Annotated in this window: 14 protein-coding genes, 1 other RNA gene and 1 pseudogene; 3 read left to right on the forward strand and 13 right to left on the reverse strand. The window is 55.5% G+C overall.

Annotated elements, in window-relative coordinates; all coding sequences use genetic code 11:
- Positions 1-68: 68 nt before the first annotated feature.
- Positions 69-2435 carry an EcoAI/FtnUII family type I restriction enzme subunit R gene (gene hsdR / locus C9422_RS12745; protein ID WP_116580910.1) on the reverse strand — a complete coding sequence of 789 codons (2367 nt, stop codon included), beginning with the start codon at positions 2433-2435 and terminating at the stop codon, positions 69-71.
- Positions 2436-3187: 752 nt separating this feature from the next.
- On the opposite strand from hsdR, the gene C9422_RS32390 reads away from it, so the two are divergent.
- From C9422_RS32390 to C9422_RS12765, 3 genes are read left to right on the forward strand one after another with little or no spacing between them, the layout of a single operon-like run.
- On the forward strand, positions 3188-3361 hold the full coding sequence (locus C9422_RS32390) for a hypothetical protein (RefSeq protein WP_218279148.1): 174 nt from the start codon (positions 3188-3190) through the stop codon (positions 3359-3361).
- A 32-nt stretch (positions 3362-3393) separates the two neighbouring features.
- Positions 3394-5982, forward strand: coding sequence for an AAA family ATPase (locus C9422_RS12760; protein WP_116581067.1), 2589 nt, complete (start codon positions 3394-3396; stop codon positions 5980-5982).
- Positions 5979-7286, forward strand: a complete 1308-nt coding sequence (locus C9422_RS12765; protein WP_116580911.1) for an McrC family protein — start codon at positions 5979-5981, stop codon at positions 7284-7286. The genes C9422_RS12760 and C9422_RS12765 overlap by 4 nt, the downstream gene beginning before the upstream one ends.
- 289 nt (positions 7287-7575) lie before the next feature.
- Here C9422_RS12765 and C9422_RS12770 read toward each other — a convergent pair whose 3' ends face one another.
- From C9422_RS12770 to C9422_RS12830, 12 genes and pseudogenes are all read right to left on the reverse strand, one after another.
- Positions 7576-8955: a class I SAM-dependent DNA methyltransferase gene (locus tag C9422_RS12770; protein ID WP_165824775.1), complete on the reverse strand. Its 1380-nt coding sequence runs from the start codon at positions 8953-8955 to the stop codon at positions 7576-7578.
- Positions 8952-9536: a restriction endonuclease subunit S gene (locus tag C9422_RS12775; protein ID WP_116580913.1), complete on the reverse strand. Its 585-nt coding sequence runs from the start codon at positions 9534-9536 to the stop codon at positions 8952-8954. Before C9422_RS12775 ends, C9422_RS12770 begins: the two co-directional genes overlap by 4 nt.
- 2240 nt (positions 9537-11776) lie before the next feature.
- Positions 11777-13063: a hypothetical protein gene (locus C9422_RS12785; protein ID WP_116580914.1), complete on the reverse strand. Its 1287-nt coding sequence runs from the start codon at positions 13061-13063 to the stop codon at positions 11777-11779.
- Between the two features lie 228 nt (positions 13064-13291).
- Positions 13292-13634, reverse strand: a pseudogene (locus C9422_RS12790) (integrase); the annotation flags it as partial.
- A 115-nt stretch (positions 13635-13749) separates the two neighbouring features.
- Positions 13750-14143: a transfer-messenger RNA gene (gene ssrA / locus C9422_RS12795) on the reverse strand.
- 94 nt (positions 14144-14237) lie between these two features.
- Positions 14238-14516 carry a hypothetical protein gene (locus C9422_RS12800; RefSeq protein WP_116580915.1) on the reverse strand — a complete coding sequence of 93 codons (279 nt, stop codon included), beginning with the start codon at positions 14514-14516 and terminating at the stop codon, positions 14238-14240.
- Between the two features lie 173 nt (positions 14517-14689).
- On the reverse strand, positions 14690-14965 hold the full coding sequence (locus tag C9422_RS12805; RefSeq protein ID WP_116580916.1) for a hypothetical protein: 276 nt from the start codon (positions 14963-14965) through the stop codon (positions 14690-14692).
- Positions 14966-15154: 189 nt separating this feature from the next.
- Positions 15155-17965, reverse strand: coding sequence for an FAD-binding and (Fe-S)-binding domain-containing protein (locus tag C9422_RS12810; RefSeq protein ID WP_116580917.1), 2811 nt, complete (start codon positions 17963-17965; stop codon positions 15155-15157).
- On the reverse strand, positions 17962-18633 hold the full coding sequence (locus tag C9422_RS12815; RefSeq protein ID WP_116580918.1) for a lactate utilization protein: 672 nt from the start codon (positions 18631-18633) through the stop codon (positions 17962-17964). The genes C9422_RS12810 and C9422_RS12815 overlap by 4 nt, the downstream gene beginning before the upstream one ends.
- Positions 18630-20087 (reverse strand): LutB/LldF family L-lactate oxidation iron-sulfur protein, encoded by a 1458-nt coding sequence (locus C9422_RS12820; RefSeq protein ID WP_116580919.1) that lies wholly within the window; start codon positions 20085-20087, stop codon positions 18630-18632. The genes C9422_RS12815 and C9422_RS12820 overlap by 4 nt, the downstream gene beginning before the upstream one ends.
- On the reverse strand, positions 20084-20908 hold the full coding sequence (locus C9422_RS12825) for a (Fe-S)-binding protein (protein WP_015093424.1): 825 nt from the start codon (positions 20906-20908) through the stop codon (positions 20084-20086). Before C9422_RS12825 ends, C9422_RS12820 begins: the two co-directional genes overlap by 4 nt.
- A 150-nt stretch (positions 20909-21058) precedes the next feature.
- Entirely contained in the window at positions 21059-22753 is a 1695-nt protein-coding gene (locus C9422_RS12830) for a lactate permease LctP family transporter (protein ID WP_007973146.1), read from the reverse strand.
- Positions 22754-22797 lie beyond the last annotated feature (44 nt).

A 22797-nucleotide genomic window follows, 5' to 3' on the forward strand; every position in this document is an offset into this window, starting at 1 on the left:
CGCAAGGGGGGCGAAATTCTACCGGATAGTGGGGACGACCGCTTTGGCATGTCGTCGGTGATTAGCCCTTAGCTTGCGTAAAGCTCGTCTTCCAGTTCGTGAATAGCCTTGTTGTAGCCAGCCTTGCCGCCAAAGGCCTTGACCAACTCGATGGGCGCACCGATTTGACTGAATGGGTCAAGCTGCAGGATTTTGATGTCCTCAATATGCTCGATGCCGGTATCGGCGTATTTATCCAGCAAGGCCTCCAGTACTTGGCGGGCTGCGCCAGAGTACTTGGCGAAATAGTTGCGTTTTTTCACCTGCTCGGCTCGCTCGCGCCGTGATAGGGCAGGCTGATCGAATGCGACATGGCAAATAAGATCGAACGGATCGAGCGGCTTGCCCTGTTTCTTTTCCACTTCTTCGGCCAAGGCTTCCCACATCACACCCTGGACTGCCATCTCCTCAATGATGACTTTCTTTTGGTCGGAATCACTCCAACGCCGAAGGAAGTCATCCAGCGAGGCGAATTGCTTTTGCACGCAGGTGCGGGTGTAGTCGTGCAGCGATTCGGTGATCAGTCGGCCATCCGGGCCGTAGTACTGCACACGCTCGGCGATGACGTAAATCGGGACGTTGTCGATGACGTATTTTATGCGTTTTTTGCCCTCATCTTCGCCGGTAAATTCCAGGTCATCGCTCTCGTTATCGTTGCCTGCGCTGATGCCGTCTTCATCGGCAAGCGGATCGTCCGGCGGTACGGGCGAGTCATCACTGTTGGGGGCGTAGATCACCACCGGGTCGCCGTCGAAGGCTGGGTCCGCAAATAGCTCGGTAGCCTTTTTGAAGTCCATGATGGTGAACCAGTACTTGCCGTAGTCCTCATTGATGCGAGTGCCACGACCGATGATTTGCTTGAACTCGGTCATCGATTTTATGTGCTGGTCGAGCACGATCAGCTTGCAGGTCTGAGCATCGACGCCGGTGGTCATCAGCTTGCTGGTGGTAGCAATCACCGGGTAGCGCTCTTCCGGGTTGATGAAGTTATCCAGCTCGGCCTTGCCTTCCTGGTCATCACCGGTGATACGCATGACGTATTTGCGATTCTCGGCCACACGCTCGGGGTTGAGGTTGACCAGGGCCTGACGCATGCGCTCGGCGTGATTGATGTCGTCGCAGAAGACGATGGTTTTCTGAAAAGGATCGGTGGCCTTGAGGAGTTCGGTGACTTTCTGCGCCACCAGTTGGGTGCGGGCCTCAATAACTAGGGTGCGGTCCATATCCTTGAGGTTGTAGATGCGGTCTTCGATCAGCTCGCCATTTTTATCGAGCATGCCTTTGGGTGGCCGCCAGCCTTGCAGGTCTTTGTCGAAGTCGATGCGCACCACTTTGTAGGGAGCGAGAAAGCCGTCTTCGATGCCTTGCTTCAAGGTATAGCTGTAAATCGGTTCACCGAAGTAGGTGATGCTGGATACCTCTTTGGTCTCCTTCGGTGTGGCGGTAAGGCCGACATGGGTGGCGCTGGAGAAGTAATCGAGGATCTCACGCCAGGCTGAATCCTCGGAGGCGCTGCCACGGTGGCATTCGTCGATCACGATTAGGTCAAAGAAGTCGCGGGAGAACTGCTTGTAGATGTTCATTTCTTCATCAGTGCCGGTGACGGCCTGATAGAGCGACAGGTAGATCTCGTAGGAGGTATCGATCTGGCGTTTGGCGATTTTGGTCATCGCCTGGCCGAAGGGCTTGAAGTCGTTGTTCTTGGTCTGGTCGACCAGGATGTTGCGGTCGGCCAGAAACAGGATGCGTTTCTTCTGTTTCGATTTCCACAGCCGCCAGATGATTTGGAAGGCTGTGTATGTCTTACCGGTGCCCGTAGCCATCACCAGCAGGATACGGTCTTGGCCGCGCGCTACCGCCTCGACAGTGCGGTTGATCGCATTCATCTGATAATAGCGAGGCATGCGCCCGGAGCCGTCGTCGTAGTAGGGCGCTTCGATTTTGTGCTGGGCAGTATTATCCAACCCCTTCCACTGGCAGTAGCGCTGCCAAAGTTCGGCAGGGCTGGGGAATTGATCAAGGGTGAGCTCGGTTTCTACCTGGCTGCCTGTGCCACTGCGGTCATGAAACAGAAAGCCATCGCCATTGCTGGAGAATACGAACGGCACGTCCAGCGCCTCTGCATAGCCGAGAGCCTGCTGCATGCCGGAGCCAACGGAGTGCTTGTTGTCCTTCGCCTCAATCACAGCAATAGGTAGGTTGGCCTGGTGGTAGAGGATGAAGTCTGCACGGCGTGCTTCACCCCGGCTATGCAGTTTGCCCCGGACGATAATGCGGCCTTTGGTAAAGCTGACTTCCTCGCGCACCTGCTTGTGCATGTCCCACCCAGCTTTCTGAATGGCTGGGGCGATGTACTTGCTGCAGATGTCCCGCTCGGAAAGCGACTTTTTGTCCATAACCCCAATTCCCTTTCAAGCCGGCCTGGTCGCTCCATTCCGGCACTACTGATCGTGCTCGATGAGCGTAAATGTACCTTGTTTGATGCTGGCGCGGGGGAAGATCAGGCTTTGGTGATTGAAGTTGTAGGCAAGATAAGCTTAGGCCATAACACGACTAGTGTTTCGCGTCGTCCCGACAGTACTTTTATCTTGGATCGCGCACTAGGGCGGGCTGAAGATGGCTAGGGTGAATAGTGCCACAAGCGACTTGTTGGTACTGAAGTAGTTTTCGTTGGCGTGCCTCACCTATTTGGCGAAGCATGTTCGGACGTTCCCGATCCAGGTAGGCAGCTGGAAACAACGCTAGATCGTAGGGGATGGCGTCTAGTGCTGTGATTCCATATTCGACATACACACGTTTGCTGAGCGGTGCGGTCGATTCTGCCAGTAAACAAGCAGTCCGGAATGAGCATCTCCGTAGCTTGTACCGGGCGCGTCGAGAACTCCCATATCGCATGAGTGTGTACCGACGAACTGAGTATGGGGATGAAAAGCTCAGGACGCGGCTTTACCCGTGCCCCGCCAGTCGATAAGGTGACGGGCATCGCAGAATGATGGCAGGTGGCGTATTCCAGGGATGGCCCTCTAAAAGTGCTGGAGCTTAAAGTGCTGTCTTTGAGTCTACCTTCGGTTTCCCATCGCTTGTACGACACCCGTTTTTGAGTATTGGTTGGCCCTCCTTACCGTGGGCGCCATTGGGAGTGTTATGTATGAGTGAATTGGGCCAGGCGTTGCTGCAAGCAGTGCCGGAAGATGTCAGTAGCATCGGCAATCAGGCCCTTCATGGGAGACTAACCCAATTCCACGACACCCTCTTACCCCGCCTGATCTCCGGCAAATTACGCCTACCGGAAGCCGAATCCTTGTTGGAGAGCACACTTTGAGCCAGAACGTCAGCCAATTGTTCAAGGACTGGATGATCGCCACGGGCAAATCCCAAAACACTGCCAGCAACTACTTCACCGGTGTGAATATCGTCTCGAAAAATTGCGGCAGCGATGTATTTGAAATTGATGGTCTCGATGAGCTAGAGCGGCTCTACCGGAGTTATGGACCGAAGGGCGAGCATGCTGCGATCGGCGCCAGCAACAGCGGTAATGTACACAATGGGCTTAAGCAGTGGCTGGAGTATCAACGGTTTCAGAAACGCAATGATTCAGGTATCGGGTCGATGGTGATCGATGGCTACGCCGATCAACGAGTCTTGCAACTTTTAAACAAGGGTACTCCTGAGGGGCAGGTGTGGGTTTGGAGGTTGTTGAACTGTTTTCGCCAACGATACCCACAGGCCGATCACTGGACAGTGAACATCAACCCTGCGGATCTTCGTATTGGTGTTCGGAAGCAGAACGGCCTGAAAGGAAAGCCTGTTTTTAGCTTGTATTGGGACAGGGGGGAGATTCGTTGTTCTTTGCGAAAGGTAGCTGACCATCGCACTCTGATGGACGCCAACAATTTGGCTTGGGAAATTGACTCGAGTCTCTGCCCGACGCAGGCAGATATGAATAGTTGGCTTGAGTCTGTTGACAGAGTGCTTAAGGGAAAACAACTGACGCTGAGTGGAGCAGGTTTAGTGCCCCGAGACTATAGCCAAGCCGAGCAAGAGGAGCCCAACGTGACGACGGCCAATGCAGCGCCTGCCCTTAACCAGATTCTGTTCGGCCCACCGGGCACCGGTAAAACCTACGCGACCATTGAGGCGGCTCTGCAGGTGCTTGACCCTGTGTACCTCCATGAGCAGCAGGGCAATCGCCGTGCGCTCAAGCTGCGCTTCGATGAGTTGGCGGATCAGGATCGCATCCGCTTCGTAACCTTCCACCAGAGCTTTAGCTATGAGGACTTTGTTGAAGGGCTGCGGGCGACCCCTGACGAGGCAACTCAGCAATTGCGCTATGAGGTAGTGGATGGAGTGTTTAAGTCACTCTGCGAGGCGGCGGCCGCCAAGGTCACGCAGCAGGCTGAGGCACCGACCGAGGTTGGCCAGAGACGGATTTGGAAAATGTCGCTGGGCAACACCTTGGGCGAAGACGCCAGCATTTATCAGGAGTGCTTAGCCGGTGGTTATGTGCTGCTGGGGTACGGTGGTGCAATTGACTTTTTGGGGTGCGCCAACCGGCAGCAAGTCCAGGAGCGATTCGCTGCAGCTGGTGTGGTGCCTGCTAACCCCGCTACGGACTATGGCATCACCAGCGTGACTGCCTTTGTCTCCCGGATGAAGGTGGGGGATCTGATCATCGTGTCAGATGGCAACTTTAAGTTTCGCGCTATCGGCGAGGTGATGGGGAACTACCAGTTTAAGCCTCACTCAGAGTTTGACTCCGGTTACTCGCAAATGCGCCCGGTGAAGTGGTTGCGCCAATACCAGCCGTCGTTGCCGCACACTGAGTTGCTCAATGGACAGTTCAGTCAGATGACGCTCTATGAACTGCGTGATCCGACATTGAATCGAGAAAAACTCAAAGCACTATTAGGCGCCCCCGAGATGACCGCTGGCTCGTTGCTGCATGTAGGTCAGCGTTTTGGACAAGGGTATGTGGTGCGTAGTGTTGGGCACGATGTTGTAGAGTTCGATAAGCCCAGGGGCGGTATGTTGCCATTGCCGCTAAGTTTGTTGCGGCAGTTGTTGGCGCATGTTCGCAGCGGTGAGATTGACGTTGAGGATATTCGTCAGGGACGTGTATTTGAAAAAGTCGCCGAGGGTGAAATGGAGAAGTTCATCGTCAATGGCTATCAGAGCCTTTTTGCGGCGATGGTTGAGCAGCTTATGAAACCGCAGGAAAGCAGTGCAACGACAGATGCACGTGTACTCGTTATCGATGAAATCAACCGGGGCAATATTTCGCGCATCTTCGGTGAGCTGATCACTCTAATCGAGACATCTAAACGAGCCGGTGGGGATGAGGCTTTGTCTGTGGTGCTGCCTTACTCCAAGCACCGTTTTAGTGTCCCGAGCAATCTGTATCTAATCGGCACCATGAATACCGCCGATCGCTCATTGGCCGGGCTGGATATGGCCCTGCGCCGTCGCTTCGTGTTCCGTGAGATGCCGCCACGGCCAGAGTTGCTGGATGGAGTAGAGGTACAGGGGCTGAACATCGGCCAACTGCTGCGGGTGATGAACCAGCGCATCGAGGTCCTGCTGGACCGGGATCATTGCCTGGGCCACGCCTACTTTATGCCGCTTGAAGATGATGGCTCGCTGGAGCGCCTGGAGGCGATCTTTCGTAACCAGATTCTGCCGCTGTTACAGGAGTATTTTTTCGAGGACTGGCAGCGTATTCAGTGGGTTTTCAATGATCACCGCAAGCCGGCGCTTGATCGTTTCGTGGAACAAGACAAGCAGGATGTGGCGGCACTGTTCGGCAACATCAGCGTGCCGGTACAGGGGGCGGTATGGCGTATCAATGATGCGGCGTTCAAGCGTATTTCTGCATATATGGGTGTCATCGCGGCGAATACCCAGGTCGAGGAGTCAGCAAAAGCGCTAGAGGCGACGGGTGCGTGAGCGCGTTCGTCACTGTTCGTGAATACGCTCGCCTGACAACGGCCGATGTCGCGCCCGGTAGTCTGGACTGTGCGCAGATTTCCGAAAGCGCTTTCGACTGGCTGTGTGAGCTGAGTGCGAGCTTTAACCGCAATGGCGCCACGTTGCTGCAGGTTGAGGGGCGACGTGCGCTGAAGTGGGACTCCTATGTGGGCGTGTTGCAAACGCCATGTGGCACGCGCTTGGAGATTCTTCCCAAGCATCATGAGCAGGACGATTGCCTGGCAAAGAGCCGGCGTCTACTGCGCAAGCTGATTCAGCATGCTTTAAAGCTCAAGCCGCGTGAGGCCTCGGTGGCCAGCTTAGAGTTGTTCGACGCACCGCTTAGTGAGTGGGTGATGGGACAATTTCTTGCCGAGCTCGATTTGTTGGTCAAGCGCGGTGTGCGCTTCGACTATCGGCGTCTTGAGGAAGAACAGCGTTTTTTGCGTGGCCAGCTCAATGTGGTGGCGCAGATGCGACAGCCGCCGGGGCGACAGCATCACTTCCAGATCCGGCATGATGTTTTCCTGCCGGACCGAACCGAGAACCGCTTGCTCAAGCTTGCTCTAGAGCAGGTGGCCAAGAATACTCAGGATGCCTCTAATTGGCGCCTGGCCAACGAGCTACGGGCGATGCTGGCCGAGGTGCCTGCTAGCTGGCAGGTGAGCCACGATTTACGCGCCTGGAGTTGCGATCGGCTCATGGCGCATTACCAAGCGATCAAGCCATGGTGCGCGCTGATCCTCAATCAGCAAATGCCTATTGCCGTGAGCGGTGAGTGGCAGGGGATGAGTCTGCTGTTTCCGATGGAAAAGCTCTTCGAAAACTACGTGGAAGGCTGGCTCTTTAGTCGGCTGGTGCCGAGTGCGCGTCTTACCGCACAGGCAGCCCGGCATAGCCTGTGTCAGCACGATGGAAGCGCCATGTTCCGCCTGGAGCCGGACCTGTTGTTGCAGCGAGGCTTGCACACTTGGGTACTGGATACCAAGTGGAAGCGGCTGGATAGCGCCGACAGGTTGAACAAATACGGCTTGAGCCAGGCCGACTTCTACCAGCTCTTTACCTACGGCCAGAAGTATCTCGCCGGGCGTGGAGAGCTGGCGTTGATCTATCCGCGAACCGCTCAATTTTCGCAACCTTTGCCCCCCTTTGATTTCAACCCAGAGTTGCGGCTTTGGGTGTTGCCATTCGATCTTGATGAAGACGTACTTCTGGCAGGCGAAGGGGTAGACTTCGCGCGCTGCTTAAACCAGGCCGCCCATGTATGGCCGCAGCTGGCTTAAAAGGACAAGCGTATCCTGCGCAAATACAAATACCCGCCGGATTAACAGGAGAGGCGGCTCAACTGGTGCAGGCGCAGGCTGAGATGCTATGTGAGGCTTGGATGTAAGACCGATTTGCTGTTTGAAAATTTTGTGGTTTAGAAGTCGAAAAATATTGTTCAACTGAATGAAATGAACGAGAAGTAGGGCGCCGGGTTTATGCTTGCGCCCGAGGGTTCGCCGCTAGCCATTTAACGGTGAAACTCAAAGTTTAAAAAGAGCGGGGCACATTGTAAGGCTTCGAAGGTTGCTAAATGCTCATATCATTTTCAGTCAATAACTCGCGGAGCTCTCTTTGCAATTCTGCCAAGCGATCCTCTAGTTCTCTCTGTTTTCTAGTAAGATCAGGGAGTGATGCTTTTTGCATTTGCTGAGTGAGCATGTATCTTGAGATATTTAAGATGTAACTGTTGCGCTCTAACTCATCAGTTGTTATGAGTTTTGAGATGCCTTCGATTTCCTCGAAGTTTTTATATTTTTCTATAGTTGAGCTGAATAGATGTTTTAGCGAGGTGGGTAGGTCATCGCTTATATGTTTTTCTGCTTCAGCTGAGTCGATTAATAAAATAGGCTTGTTGGGGGCCCCTGGCTTTTTTAATACTAAGATGGCAGTTGGGATTCCAGTATTTTTTAGCATTCCTGCAGGAAGAGAAATTACTGATTCAATTATTCCAGCTTGGATGATTTTCTTCCTGATGGCTCCTTCTACTCCACTCCGAAAAAGAACCCCGTTTGGAATGAGTACAGCAGCGCGGCCACCCGGCTTAAGTGATTTTATTATCATTTGTAAAAAAGCGAAGTCAGCATTGTTTGGAGGAGGGGTGCCGAAGTCGAAATATGAGCAGGTAGCACTTCTCTCGTAGCTATCTGTAGCAAGCGAGAAGGGGGGGTTAGCAAGTACTATATCGTAAGCAGAAACCTCTAAAGTTTGGAGTGAGTCTGAGGTACGAATATCGCTATCGATAATTCCATGCACGATGCAATTTATTCTCGCAATCCGTGCAGCCGATAAATTTATCTCCCTCCCGTGGACTTGGAGTGGCGCATTACTTTTAGAGTTCAACGCTTTGGTATTTGCCGAAATTAAAAACCCACCGGATCCGCAGGCAGGGTCGTATACACTTTCTCCTCCCCTTGGCTCGACGATTTCTACCATCATCTCCACTAGCTCACGAGGGGTATAGGCCTCCCCGGCCTTCTTTCCTTGTATCTCTGAAAAACTCTGAATAATTTTTTCAAAGCAATCGCCAGCGACAGCAGGGAATTCATTTTTTGAAACTACGTCACATAGTTGGAGGCATGCTTGTGTAAAGGCGGTACCGTTTTCCTTTCCAGCGCGCGTTATTAAGTGTTCTATGGTTTCTCTAAGGCATAACTCATTTTTATAAGTGGCGTCAACCTGCTCCGCAGCTAGCAGAAGATTAGGGAGTAGATTGTCGTTATGTGGCGTTGGTATTGATTCTAAAAAATTTAGATCTATGTTTTTGGTGAGGCTACGCCGATGGATCGAAATAAAAAAAACAAAAAAAACGCTAACAAAAAAATCTTTATATTCTTGAGTGTCGAGATTGGTATTTGAGCAAAGGTCCGATATGATCGTGCCGATGATTGAATGATCAAGTTTATTCACGGGTCTTCTCTCAATAGTTTAGTGCAGAAAGTGTCTAGAATTTTTTCGCCGTTGTTGGTTAGTGACTCAAGGATTTTTTTTTGGGATATCCAATTTTTGTAAGCTTTGGCTATTTTTATCTGGGTGTGTAGGTTTGGTAGGGGTACTGGGAGATTTGATAAATCTTTTAGCCCTATGTTGGATATGACACTGCCTACTTTAAGGCGCGATATTTGGGAGCGGCCTTCGTTAGAGTTAAGGTACCAACATATATAGGCTGATTTAACGTCCGCCCTCGGCGCACTTAGAATCGCGATTTGATTCGTAGTGATAACAGGAAGCTCATTAGGTAATGTAATAAGGGCGGCTTCTATTCTATTCCCACGTAGGGGAATGAGGATATCATCAGAGTGCAATATATTTTTTGCTTTACCTAGTTCTACCGCAGCAAAGGGAAGAGTAGAAAAGTCAACGCCTCCTTCGCGGATATCCTTAATTTGAACTACTTTGTAACCGTCATTGCGGCTGCCGTCCTCTGCCTTACCCCTAAAGGTATGACCTGCGCGGACCTCCATAATTTCGGATAGCTTTTTGATATTCAATGACGTCTACCCATTTTCTTTGATTGCTCTAAGTGGGAGTTTACCCCAATGTACGTCGAGGAGTCCGCCCCGTTACCCGGTACGGTGTGCTCGTAGTGAAAGCTGAAATTCTGAAGTAGCCACAACCAGGGTAAAATCACGCTATAGAGCTTCGCTTTTTTCATTGTGGCTCCTAAAATATTAAAGCAGTACCGTCGGTACTACGATTGGTGTGAGGTCAATATAGCTTTGCTTAAGGTTGTCGTCAACAGTATCTGCGGTACTGCGATTGGTGTTTTAACGCCGCGAGGCAGAAATTCTCATCTTTAGGCCAGGTGTTCCCCCTCGTTCAGGGTGCGCGATCGCATCCAGATCTGCATTGCCAATCCTCGTTAACCTTCAGTTTTTCCCCCCGTCGTCCCGCTTCGGATGTTGAGTGTTATCAGAGGATCAAGGTCCCTGTGAGCTGTGAGGGTTGTCCACTAACGCGAGACTAGCGGCTCTTTACGACCGAGAGCTTGGGCATCTCCTGATCTGGCCTCCAGAGTACTTCCGAAAAAGTGGCCGGTTGGAGGCTGTGTTGGCTGACGAGACGAATGCCCCGAGATCCTGAGTCGGGTGAAGGCAGTGAAGCGATGACCGGGGCGTGCCTGACTGTCAGTCAGGTACAGTCCATTCCGTAGGCTGCGGCACCATCCCCATCCCCTGCATTGCTGGTGCTAGTAACCTTTCGTATTTGTCGTGCTGATTGTCAGGAAGGGGCCGCAATGCCTTGTACGACATGGGCTGCAGCAGTTGTAGGAGCGCCCGTCTCTTTCCGAGAGAAAGAGAAGGGCGCAGGGTTGGCGCAAAAAAAGCTGGCCGAGCAGGTTCGTTGCTGAAGGACCGATGGGGTAGTGGATTGCCGCACTGAACGGATCGAGGTGCTATAAAGTTGTCGCTAGCCGCGCGTCTTGGCGTCTGGGATCTAACCTTTCGATATCTGTCCGGTATCCCCGCTCAACGCGTTTATCAACAGATCGGTGAGTGCTACTCAGTCCCGTCCGCTAAAGGTTGTCCTGGTATCCGAATTCCATGGAGCAATGAGTTCGGCTCGATGATTGAGGGCGGCGCTAGTTGTGCGGTGACTTGGCTATGTGGTTCATCACTACCGCTATGGTGGACATTGGCGCGGAGCCGAAAGCGTCATCGACCAGGTGATTCTCAGTAAATGTCGAGTCCGGTCTGTTGTTGGGTTTGCAATAGGCACTGATCATGCGGACTTTTGAGACTTTGCTTTTCCCGCCAAACTTTCCGATTCAGCGATCTTTGATCGCTCCGATCGGAGGATTCATTCGCTTTTTCTCGAGGCCACTTCGTTCCACCCCCCCCCATTTCAAATTTGATTAGCGCCCCGCCATCTTTATATAAGTCAGTAACTACCCTCGATCTCTATCGAGTGCAATGCGGCTTCAGCGTTACAGTCGAACTTGTCATAGTGCTATGGCTAGTGATGTGGCGACACCGGCGACAACACATGCAGGGCTGGGCTTGGAGCGTGGCGACGGAAGGGCGACAGTCGCCACTACTTGTGCGTTTCCCCCGTGATGCAAGACCGCCTTTTCGAGTGGGTATAAAATTTGGCGCACGGATCGCTGTCGTGGGCAGCACCAGCCCAGATAGCCAGAACCTTTAAGGTGGTTCTTCCCCTAGTGCGATTAGCGTCTGGCGGCTCGCACGGTCACTTCTCAAGAGTGATAGATGCCTACTCGACTTATCTGTCCACTTCGGCAGACGATGGACCTACCTCGCTGCGTTGCAGCAACCTCACCTCTCGGCACACTTCGTTGCGCCAATCCGTGCCCGTCTCGTTCTCCCGGAAAGAGACGGGCGCTCGTATTACTGCTGCAACCCACGCCGTACAGGGCATTGCCGCAGCTCTCTTCGTGACAATCGGCCTGACAAATCCGATTTGTTGCCATTCGCAATAACAGTGGCACCGGTGCGGCAGCCCATGGAAAGGCTACACCTGACTGACAGTCAGGCATGCCCCAGGCGTTCATGTTTTGCCTTCTCCCACCCAGAATCTCCAGGTGCCGAATTCGTCAGTCGGCAGAGCCTCCGCCCGCCCGCCTCTTCAGATGCGCCAAGGAGGCCAGATTTTCATGGGGTCATACCATCGCTCCCGGTCGTAAGGAGCCGTGCGTTCTGTGCCAGTGGATACCTGAGAAAAGCAAACGCCAGAGTACAGGTTCGTGCCTGATTCGCAGGGCGGAGTACGTTCACTTATAAAGACTTCGGTACAGGCATGTCCCCGTGTTTTTAATCAACAGCGGAGTGGGTGTAGGCGTTTGAGCCGCCAAAATACAGTCCAGCTTGGGAAGCACTGCGATGTCCTTGCTTACAACAGGCGCCGCCACTTTCACCTTGGCGTCAGACAACGTAATGCACAGATGCGCGTAGCTACCGATCTTCTTCAAACCGACATTTCTGTGCCGGCCAGGGCAGATCAATAATATATCCCCGAAGCGAAACTGACGGAACGCCCTCACGCTATACAAACCATTGGGCCCTTCGTAGGCCTCTAGCTGCCAGAGATTTTTATTAAAAACCCCCTGTGGGTAATCCTTTTCGTCAAGAACATAGCTTAGCTCGGTATTGTCCCTGATCTTGATCAGATTGCCTGCCGAATAGACCCACAAATCCAAAATTGCAGGAAGTAGAACGGCATTGGCAAAAACGCATACCAGCAGAGCAAGAGCCGCTCGACCGGTGCGTTGCAGCACGTTACCTTCCGATAAATAGAAAGACATAACAGGCGCTAGGTAAAGACACATGATCAACAAGCAGACGCCGATCGCCCCAAGCGCTTCCCAGCCGTTCTCTCCGCCGCGCCAAGCCATGATACCCAGTTGAGCTGGAAACACTCCGCTCATTGAAGTAAAAGCGAGCAATAGACCTAGCCAGCCAAGCCGAACGGTGCGATAGCCTTTTCTGCGCCAAGGTTTACGAGGCCCAGGCGAGAGCTCCAGTACTTTTTCCTTGAGTGACGCTTCGCTGCAGAGGACATGCCACGCTGCCCAAGCGGCAGCAAATGCCACAAATACGAAAAAGTAGCCAGGAGCAACGGCTATACCAAAGGTTGATCCCAGTAGGTTAAGCGAGAGTAGTCCGTATCCTCCACCGACAATAAGGCTAAATCGAAAGGCGAGCGTTTTTTCCAACTCCCTTCCAGGCGAACATTGCGTAATACACATCATGAAGGCTAATGACGGCACTGATACGATAACCAGCAGCGCAGCTAGAACGAGTAAAGTAAAAAACAACCAAGCTACAAGGTTCGATGGGTTTCCCAAAGAGCTCAGAATCAATTCTGGGTGATGGATAAGCCACAAATACTTGGTTAGAAGTGATATTGAAATTAATGTCGCTGCCAAGGGCAGCCACCATTTGATGTCGGCAAGCAGTCCAGACAGCGCTTGCCGGTAGCTGGTAGATCTCGATATCTCCGTTGGCGTTTCGGGTAGTGGATTTTGCGCGGAGGGTTGCTGGTCCACTTCACCGGTCATTAGAGAAGATTCCTTCCTTGGGGATCAAATGCCATTTGGTCGTTCTGGCTTTGCGAGGTGCGCAATTTTAATGGAACGGGACCCCTTGTCAAAACTCACTACCAATCGCCAGTTATGCCAGATAGCCGTACCCATCACTCCTAACTTTAACGCCCTCTCAAGGGAGCTGTGGCCCAAACACCCGTAAGCGTCCGGGCATCCCGTCTCGTGTAGCTAAGCCGGTTGCCAAATCGGCCAAAGGAGCTTGATGACTATCGGGGCCTCACTTCTGATAACGGCGTTGATTTAATGCTCGGAAATACATGTAGCGTGAATGAGCGCCAGTTGTCTTCGGCATACGTCGGGGTGACGGAATCCTTCTTAAATTCGAACCACGCGGTGGCTACGTTCTCGAACATATATTCCGTTTCCGCTCGTTTGGCTTCCTGCAGTTCATTACGCTGACCTTTGGGGTCGATGCCCTGTGCAAGCAGCTCTATGGCTTCACGGTCTTCTTCCTGGCTGGCGCAAGAAAAAACTTGGGATAGAGTCGAGTGCCATGTTTCTTGGTTAGCGCCGGGTAGCCGGGAATACCAAACCGCCTGGAACTCAAAAAACCTGGAAAGCACTCCGCGGCTCTAAAACCCTGTTTTCACTGGATTTCAGGCACAAAAAAAGACGTCCGTGGACGTCTTTGATTGATCATTTGGTGGAGCCGGGGGGATTTGAACCCCCGTCCGCCAGTACTCCGCTGTCGGTACTACATGCGTAGCCGTGTCTATTAAGTTAACCCTCAGCGACCCGACGGGCAGGGTGCTTTGGGCGAGTTGTGTAAGTTTTAGCCGCTTCGTCCACAACGTACTGCACGGCGATTCTGTTCTATATGACAATCACTTTGGGTTTACAGACATCCCCTGATGATTGCTGGACCCGAAGGTACCAGGAGGGAAGGGCTAAGGCTGCTTACGCAGCGAGAGCGTATTCCCCGTAGGTTTCGTCATTGGCAACTATAGGAAGTTGCAACAGTGGATTTACGAGTTCTGTTACCAACTCGGCATGCACCTAAAGTTTCGCAACCGGCGTCGAATCCTAAACGGCCCCGAGCCTGGTGCTCTGTGAATCAAGTGAGCAACAAGCCTGCACAGTGTACGTCAACGCGACTCAGAAGGCCAACCCGAAGGTAGGCCACCACACATCATGGGTTTGGCTGGTTGCTCTGTTTGTCAGCGAGTGCCAATGCCTGGGTGGCTTCGGTGACGCATTTTGTGTCGTCTCCGGAGGCTTGTGAGGCTTCGGCGCTGGACATCAGTCTCTTGATCTCCATGGCGGTGCTTCCGGAGGTCGCCGGCAGCGCGTTCACTTTGCCTTTGAGCTCTTGCAGTTTGCTCGTACACAGGTTGTTGTCCGCCGCCAATGCAGGAGAGGCCAATATTGCAGCGGAAATGAACAGACCAGCGAGTGTGGTGCGCTTCATGGATATCACCTTGAACGGATGGGGCCTACCTCAAAGACTACGATTCAACGCAAGAATTCGGTTTTTTCAGACAGCGTGCCAAGCTTTTCCCTCGATGCGGGCGGTTACACATTCCCAGACCCCGGATGCAAAAAAACCCGCCGTTGGCGGGTTTTGTTTTGCTTCGTATCGGATTACTTCCCGCCTTTTTTCGCGTCGGTGAGGGCCTTGATGACGTCGTTGGTCTCGGCGACGCAATCATCAGTGCCCTGCTTGGTGCCTTTTGCATGGTCGGCTTCGGCTTGCTCGACGGAGGCTTTTACCTGGTCAACCATTTCCGGAGGAATCTGTGCCTTTGCGTTTTCGATGGTTTGCAGATTGACCGCGCACTGATCTTTTTCTGCGGCAAACGAGGGGGAGGCGAGCATAGAGGCAGTAATAAACAAACCTAACAGCACAGAACGATTCATGTGTATCTCCTTGAGCTGAAGGGCCAGGCATTGCTGGCCATCAAATCGAGCTACCGAGTGTTGGGAGAGTCCCGCATTGGCGGGACTTGATCAGTGGACTGCGGTGGCACCTCAGGGTTCTGTTTTTTACTGTGGAGCTATCGATTCCGGCAAGTAGGTACATCTATGCACCTTCCTTGGGTCCTTCTATCAGGGCACCCTAGCCTGGGTAACGCGGTCCACCAGATAGACTAGTCCGTGGTAGTCAATGCCGCCATGTTGCGTCAAACCGATCTCACAGGTGCGGCTGGTGGAGATGCCTTCGCTGCATTGTTGCACCGCGTCCTTGAGCGTGCGCAGCGAATGGGCATTCAATTGCGGCGTGGTGAAACCCTTGTCGCCGGCGAAGCCGCAGCAGTGAATGCCTTCGGGAATGACCACGTTTTTGCTGCATTTGCGCGCCAGATCGATCAGCGCCTGACTTTCGCCAAGGTGCTGGGTGCTGCAGGTGACGTGCACCGCAATCGGTGCTTCCTGTGGTGTGAAGTCGAGGCGATCCATCAGGTGCGTGCGGATGAAACGCACCGGGTCGTAGAGGTCCAGTCGAACGTCGCCAAGGTCTTGAGTGAGCCGTAACGTACAGGGGCTGGTGTCGCAATAGATCGGGTCGAGCCCGCCGCGACTGGCGTGCAGCAAGGCGCCGATCAGTTCCTGGCGCTTGTGTTCGGCTTGTTCGGCGTAGCCTTTGGAGGCGAATGGCTGGCCGCAGCAGAGGTTGTCCAGATTGTCCGGGAAGACCACCTGGTAACCAGCCTTTTCCAGCAGCCCGCGGGTTTTGTCGTACAACGACACCTGCTCTTTATCCCCCGCCGCCGGCCCCATGACCCGCGACACACACGCCGCCAGGTACACCACCCGAGGGCGTTCGTCCGACACGGCAGGACTGAAACGGATGGCTTTTTCCGGCTGCGGCATGGCGTTGGTCCATTGCGGGACCTGACCTTTGGACAGCTTCGTCAGCGCCGCCGAGAGTTTTGCCAGGCGTGGCGCGCCCAACAACATCCGTGCGCCATTGGCGACGTGCAGGGTGAACCGCGCCCCTTGTAGCGCCGTGGCGAAATTTCCTTCAAGCCAGCTGGCGGTTTTCGTATGGGTTGCCGTGCGGCTACGGAGTTTTTTCACCAGCTCGCCGGTGTTGATGCCGACCGGGCAACGTTGCGCGCACAGGCCGGTGGCGGCGCAAGTGTCGATGCCCTGGTATTCGTACGCGGCTTCGAGTTCGGTGGTATCGATGCCGGCGCGTTTTCGCGCCTGAATGTCGCGCCAGATCACGATGCGCTGGCGTGGGCTCAGGGTCAGGCCCTTCGACGGGCAGACCGGTTCGCAGAAGCCGCATTCGATGCACTTGTCCACAATCTCGTCGGCGGCCGGCAAGGGCTTGAGGTGCTTGAGGTGGATCTGCGGATCTTCGCTGAGCACCACGTCCGGGTTGAGAATCCCGTTGGGATCGAGCAGACGCTTGAGTTGCCACATCAACTGGTAGGCATCGCTGCCCCATTCCAGTTCGACGAAGGGCGCCATGTTGCGTCCGGTGCCGTGTTCGGCTTTCAGCGAACCGCCGAACTCCACTGCCACCAGTTGCGCCACGTCGTCCATGAACGCCTGATAGCGTGCGACTTCTTCCGAGTTGTTGAAGCCTTGGGTGAAGACGAAGTGCAGATTGCCTTCCAGGGCGTGTCCGAAAAGGATCGCTTCATCGTAGTGATGTTTGTCGAACAGTTCGATCAGGCGATTGACGCCGATGGCCAGTTGTTCGACCGGGAAGGTGACGTCTTCGATGATCACCGTGGTGCCGGTCTTGCGCACCGCACCGACGGCGGGGAAGGTGTCTTTGCGGATGGCCCATAGACGGGCGTTTTCCCGTGGGTCCTCAGTGAAGTCGACCTGCTTTTCCACCGGGAACGTCTGCAGCGACGCCATGATCTGCGCCAGTTGTTCATGCAGCAGGGCGGACGACGCGGCGCGGGATTCGATCAGCAGGGCGCAGGCATTGTTCGACAGATGCTGTACGAAAGGCGGCATGCCGGGTTTGTCCTGCACTGAGCGCAGGCTGCGCCGGTCCAGCAGTTCCACGGCCGACACCGGTTGGCTTTTCAGTACGGTGACCGCGTTGCAGCAGGTCTCGACATCCGGGAAGACAATCAGGGCCGAGGCCTTGTTCGGGTGGTCGATCACCGTGTCGTAGGTCACCGCGCTGATGAACCCGAGCGTACCCTCGGAGCCCACCAGCAAGTGGCTCAAGATATCCACAGGCTCGTCGAAATCCACCAGGGCATTGAGCGACAGGCCGGTGGTATTTTTCAGACGGTATTTGTGGCGGATTCTCGCAGCCAGATCAGCGTTGGCGCGGGTCTCGCGACCCAGAGTCGCCAGGCGCTCCAGCAGTGCGGCATGGCTTTGGCGAAACGCCGCGACGCTGGTGGCATCTTCAGTATCGAGACGACTGCCATCGGCCAGTACCAGACGAATACCGGCCAGGGTGTGGTAGGTGTTTTGCGCCGTGCCACAGCACATACCGCTGGCGTTGTTGGCGACTATGCCGCCGATCTTGCAGGCATTGATCGAGGCCGGGTCCGGGCCGATCTTGCGTCCGAACGGCGCCAGCCAGGCGTTGGCCTGGGCGCCGATCACACCCGGTTGCAGGCGGATTTGCGTGCCCTGGTCGCGGATCTCGCGCGCGTTCCAGTTGTCGCCCAGCACGATCAGCACCGAGTCGCTGATCGCCTGGCCGGACAAACTGGTACCGGCGGCGCGGAAGGTCACCGGCACCTGATCGCGTTGCGCCAGTTGCAGCAGCGCCACCACTTCGTCTTCGGACTCGACGCGGATCACCAGTTGCGGAATCAATCGATAGAAACTGGCATCGGTGCCGAAGGCCAGGGTCGATAGCGGGTCGTCGAAACGTCGCTCTTGTGGAATCAGTTGCTGTGCATCTCGCAGGAAAGCGGCCGGTAGACTCATTGGTCCTCCAGGATCAACACCACAAGGTCTTTCGGACCGTGGGCGCCGTACGCCAGCACTTGTTCGATGTCGGCGGTCTTCGACGGGCCGGACACCAGCAACGCGTTGGTCGGCATGCCCTGGGCCCATTCGAACTCCTGCTGCACCTGATAGAAATTGTCGCGGATTTCGCTGGCCTTGAGCAGGGCGAAATGCACCGGTGGCGCCAGGCTCATCAAACGCGGTTCTTCCCGGGTCGGCCAGATAATCAGGCTGCCGGTTGCCGCGATGGCGCCGAGGCTGCCGGTCAGGCTCGCCGGGGTGTCGTTGAACAGCTCGGCTTTCCATTCTTCGACCGGGCGGTCGTAGGCCTTGAGCGTCGGCAGATCGGGATTATTCGCCCAATGCTGTGTGATGCGTTGACCGTGGGGCGTTGTCGGTGCGATCAGCAGGCTCGGCAACTGGCGATCCCGCAGCAATTGCGCCAACAGCACCGGCCACTCTTCACCGGAGGTCAGGTGGATTTCCGTGTGCACCGCTTCCATCAGTTTGCGCAGCTGTGGAATGCGTTGCTCAGGCGCGTAGGTGTAAGGCTGGGTCACCAGATCGACATCAAAGTTGTCGGCCACTGGCGTGGTGCCTGTCAGGCTTTTACGCAGTTTGGCGAGGATATTTTGCTTGGCGCTCATCGGCGGTCTCCCTGTTTGGCCAAGTGCTCGCGGGCCATGTCATGCAGTGAGCGGGCGGCGGGTTTCGGTGCGCTGTGGTTTTGTGTCCACGGGCCGACATTGCTCGGCGTGAGGGCGCGCAGGCGGGTGGCGAAGAAACCGAACAGGCGATACAGCGTCGGCGAACTGTTGAGTTTCGCCCAGGCGTTCCAGAGGAACCGTTCCTTGCGCGAATACTTGCTGCCCTGGCCACGCATCACTTGATGGGGGCTGTCCGGGGCCTTGACGTTTTCTTCCCGCAGACGCCGCAGCAGAGCAGGGATCGGGATTTTCACCGGACACACTTCGCCGCAGGCACCGCACAGCGAAGAAGCGCTCGGGTGATCCGGGACTTTCGCCAGGCCGACCATGTGCGGGGTGACGATTTTTCCGATAGGGCCGGGGTAAACCTCCCCATAGGCATGGCCGCCGATTCGGGTATACACCGGGCAATGATTCATACAGGCACCGCAGCGGATGCAGTTCAGGGTCTGGCGCAATTCACTGTCGGCAAAGGCCTGGCTGCGACCATTGTCGAGCAGTACCAGGTGCACTTCCTGCGGGCCGTCGAGTTCATGTTCCTTGCGCGGGCCGGAGATCATGTTGACGTAGGTCGTGATCGGAATGCCCAGGGCCGAGCGGGTCAGCAGCGACAGCAACGGCACCACGTCGCGCAAGTTTTCCACGACTTTTTCGATACCGGTAACTGCAATGTGCACGGGCGGTACGGTGGTGGTCATGCGCCCGTTGCCTTCGTTTTCCACCAGCAGCAGGGTGCCGGTTTCGGCCACGGCGAAGTTGACACCGGAGACGCCGATGTCCGCTTCGAAGAATTTCTGCCGCAAGACCTTGCGACCGATCTGAATGAGTTGGTCAACGTCCTTGGTGTATTCCACCCCAAGTTTGTCGTGGAACAAGGACGCGACCTGACCGGCATTCTTGTGGATCGCCGGCATGATTATGTGTGAAGGCTTCTCGTGGTCGAGCTGGACGATGTACTCGCCCATGTCCGATTCCAGGCATTCAATGCCCCGGTCAGCCAGGAAATGGTTCATTTCCATCTCTTCACTGACCATCGATTTGCCCTTGATCACTTGCCGCCCCTCGTGAGCGCGGATGATCGAGAGGACGATGCCATTGGCCTCGTCCACCGTTTCCGCCCAGTGCACTGTCACACCGTTGCGGGTCAGGTTCTGTTCCAGTTGCTCGAGCAGGTCGGGCAACTTGGAGAGCGCGCGGGCACGGATTGCATTGCCCAGTGCGCGCAAGTGTTCTCTTTCATGGGCATCGCTGAACGCCGCTGCCCGTTTGGTCATCAGTGAATCCATCGCCTTGCGAAAGTTGCCTCGCAATTGCGCATCACCCAGCGCGTTGTGGGCGCGGGTGCGGAAATCTTCTTCTACGGCAACCGTAGGAATAATCGTGGAGGTGCTCATCGAGCACCTCCGGTACGCTGCCAGAGGAAGCTGGCCAGATGCTGACCGCGCAACGCTTCCTGCTGTTTTTCCAGCGAGCCGTTGATGTTCATCAAACAGCCGCAATCGGCACTCAATACCTTGTGCGCGCCGGATTCCTTCAACGCCCGGGTCTTGTCAGCCACCATCGCGCCGGAAATGTCTGGCATACGGACGCTGAATGTCCCGCCAAAGCCACAGCATTCACTTTCGTGATCGTGATTGACCCGCTCCACATTGCTCAGCTGCGACAACAATTCGCGGCCGTGCAGGTGGGTGTTCATTTCGCGGCGTGCCGAACACGAAGTGTGCAGCGCCACTTTCACCGGCTCGCCGCTGTCCTTGAACTGCACCTTGCAGACAAACAACAGGAACTCGGCCAGCTCAAAGGTTCTGGCAGCCAGCGCCTGAACCTGTTTCAACGTGTGTGGCTCGTCCTTGAACAAGTCGGCATAGTGTTCGCGCAACATCCCGGCACAAGAGCCTGACGGCACCACCACCGGATAATCACCGGCGAACAGCGCCAGTTGCGAGCGCGCCACGGTCCGTGCCTGTTCGGTGTAACCCGAGGTGTAGGCCGGTTGTCCGCAGCAGCTTTGCCCTTGCGGGTACTCGACACGAATGCCTTCGCGTTCCAGCAGGTGGATCGCATCCATCCCGGCTTCGGGGTAGAACAAATCGACCACGCAGGTCCCGAACAGGTAAACCCGTGACGGTTTCTCGCTGGGGTATTGCCGAGGCTCGGGCAGTGGCGGGGCGACACGGGTCGCATTCGGCACAGCGTTGTAAAAAAGCTCGCTCATCAGGCGGTCTCCGGGTGGTCCCGGTTATTCGTCTGTTGAGGCTGCTGAATATAGAGCCGGAAGCTTTCAGCAGCCTTACAGACCGGGGTGTGAATTGCGGACGCCGGGGGCGTGGCCCGGCGTCGGTTTTTACCGTTTTGCTTGTAGTCCTTAGTGCACCAGCATGCCGGTGAACCAGTAGGCCTGGGCCAGGGTGATCAAGCCGACAATCGTTGCAAAGAATAGGCTGTGCTTGAGGGTGAAGCGGAACAGATCCGATTCCTTGCCCACCAGGCCGGTCGCGGCGCAGGCCACGGCAATCGATTGTGGCGAGATCATCTTGCCGGTCACGCCGCCGCTGGTGTTCGCCGCCACCAGCAAGGTGTCGTTGACGCCGATCTGGTGCGCGGTGGTCGCTTGCAGCGAACTGAACAGGGCGTTGGACGAAGTATCGGAGCCGGTGAGGAACACGCCCAGCCAGCCGAGGAATGGCGAGAAGAAGGGGAACGCCGCGCCCGTCGCAGCCAGTACCAGGGCCATGGTCGAGGACATGCCCGAGTAGTTGGTGACGAAGGCGAACGCCAGCACCATGCCGATGGACAGGATCGGCCAGCGCAGTTCGTAGAAGGTCTCCTTCAAAGTGGTAAGACCAGTTTTGACGTTGATCTTCAGCACCAGCATCGAGATCAGCGCCGAGAAGAAGATCGCTGTGCCAGTGGCAGAAATCGGGTCGAGTTTGAACACTGCCGGAATGGCCGTTGGCGTAGCCACGATCGGCGCGACCTTGATCACCATCTGGTCCAGATGCGGAATGGCGAAGTTGAACACGAAGCTGTACATCGAGCCGCCAGCGGCGAACATCGCCTTGAACGGTTTCAGGGTCCAGATCGTGACCAGTACGGTCAGGATCAGGAACGGCGACCAGGCCTTGAAGATTTCCCCAAGGCTGTAGGGCGAAGCCACGGTTGTGCGTTTCTGGCCGAAACCACCGACGCTGGCGCTCACCACGGAGGCCGATACAGCACCGACGATGTGCTGGCCGGCGGCGCGTTTTGGTTGCCAGACTTTCAGGAACAGGGTCAGGGAGATCAGTGCGGCCAGGGCCGAGGTGATGTCCGGCAGTTCCGGGCCGATGAAGTTCGAGGTGAAGTACTGGGTCACGGCAAAGCTCAAACCGGCCACCAGCGCGGCTGGCCAGGTTTCCCGCACGCCGCGCAGGCCGTCCATCATGAACACCAGCCAGAACGGCACGAACAGCGACAGCAGCGGCAGTTGGCGGCCGGTCATGGCGCCGATCTTGAAGGCGTCGATACCGGTCACTTGCCCGGCCACGATGATCGGAATGCCGAGGGCGCCGAAGGCTACGGGTGCAGTGTTGGCGATCAGGCACAAGCCGGCGGCGTACAGCGGGTTGAAGCCCAGTCCTACAAGGAGTGCGGCGGTAATCGCCACTGGCGCGCCGAAACCGGCGGCACCTTCCAGAAATGCACCGAAGCAGAAGCCGATCAGCAGCACCTGCAAGCGCTGGTCATCGGTGATCGACAGGACCGAACTGCGGATGACTTCAAACTGGCCGCTCTTGACCGTCAGTTTGTAGAGGAATACCGCTGCCACGATGATCCAGGCGATCGGCCACAGGCCATAGGCGAAGCCATACCCGGCGGCGGCGAGCGCCATATCGACCGGCATCTGGAAAGCGAAGATCGCCACCAGGATCGACAACGCCAGGGTGATGCTGCCGGCCACGTGCCCTTTGAGGCGGAACACGGCCAGGGCCAGGAAGAAAAACACGATGGGGATGACGGCGGCGAGTGCGGACAGGCCGAGGCTGCCGAGCGGGGTATAGAGCTGTTGCCAGGTTTGCATATGGGGTGGCCCCTAATTGTTGTTGGTCAGGCACTGATCAGCGT

Source organism: Pseudomonas sp. B1(2018), from assembly GCF_003097365.1.
GTDB classification, from domain to species: domain Bacteria; phylum Pseudomonadota; class Gammaproteobacteria; order Pseudomonadales; family Pseudomonadaceae; genus Aquipseudomonas; species Aquipseudomonas laurylsulfatiphila.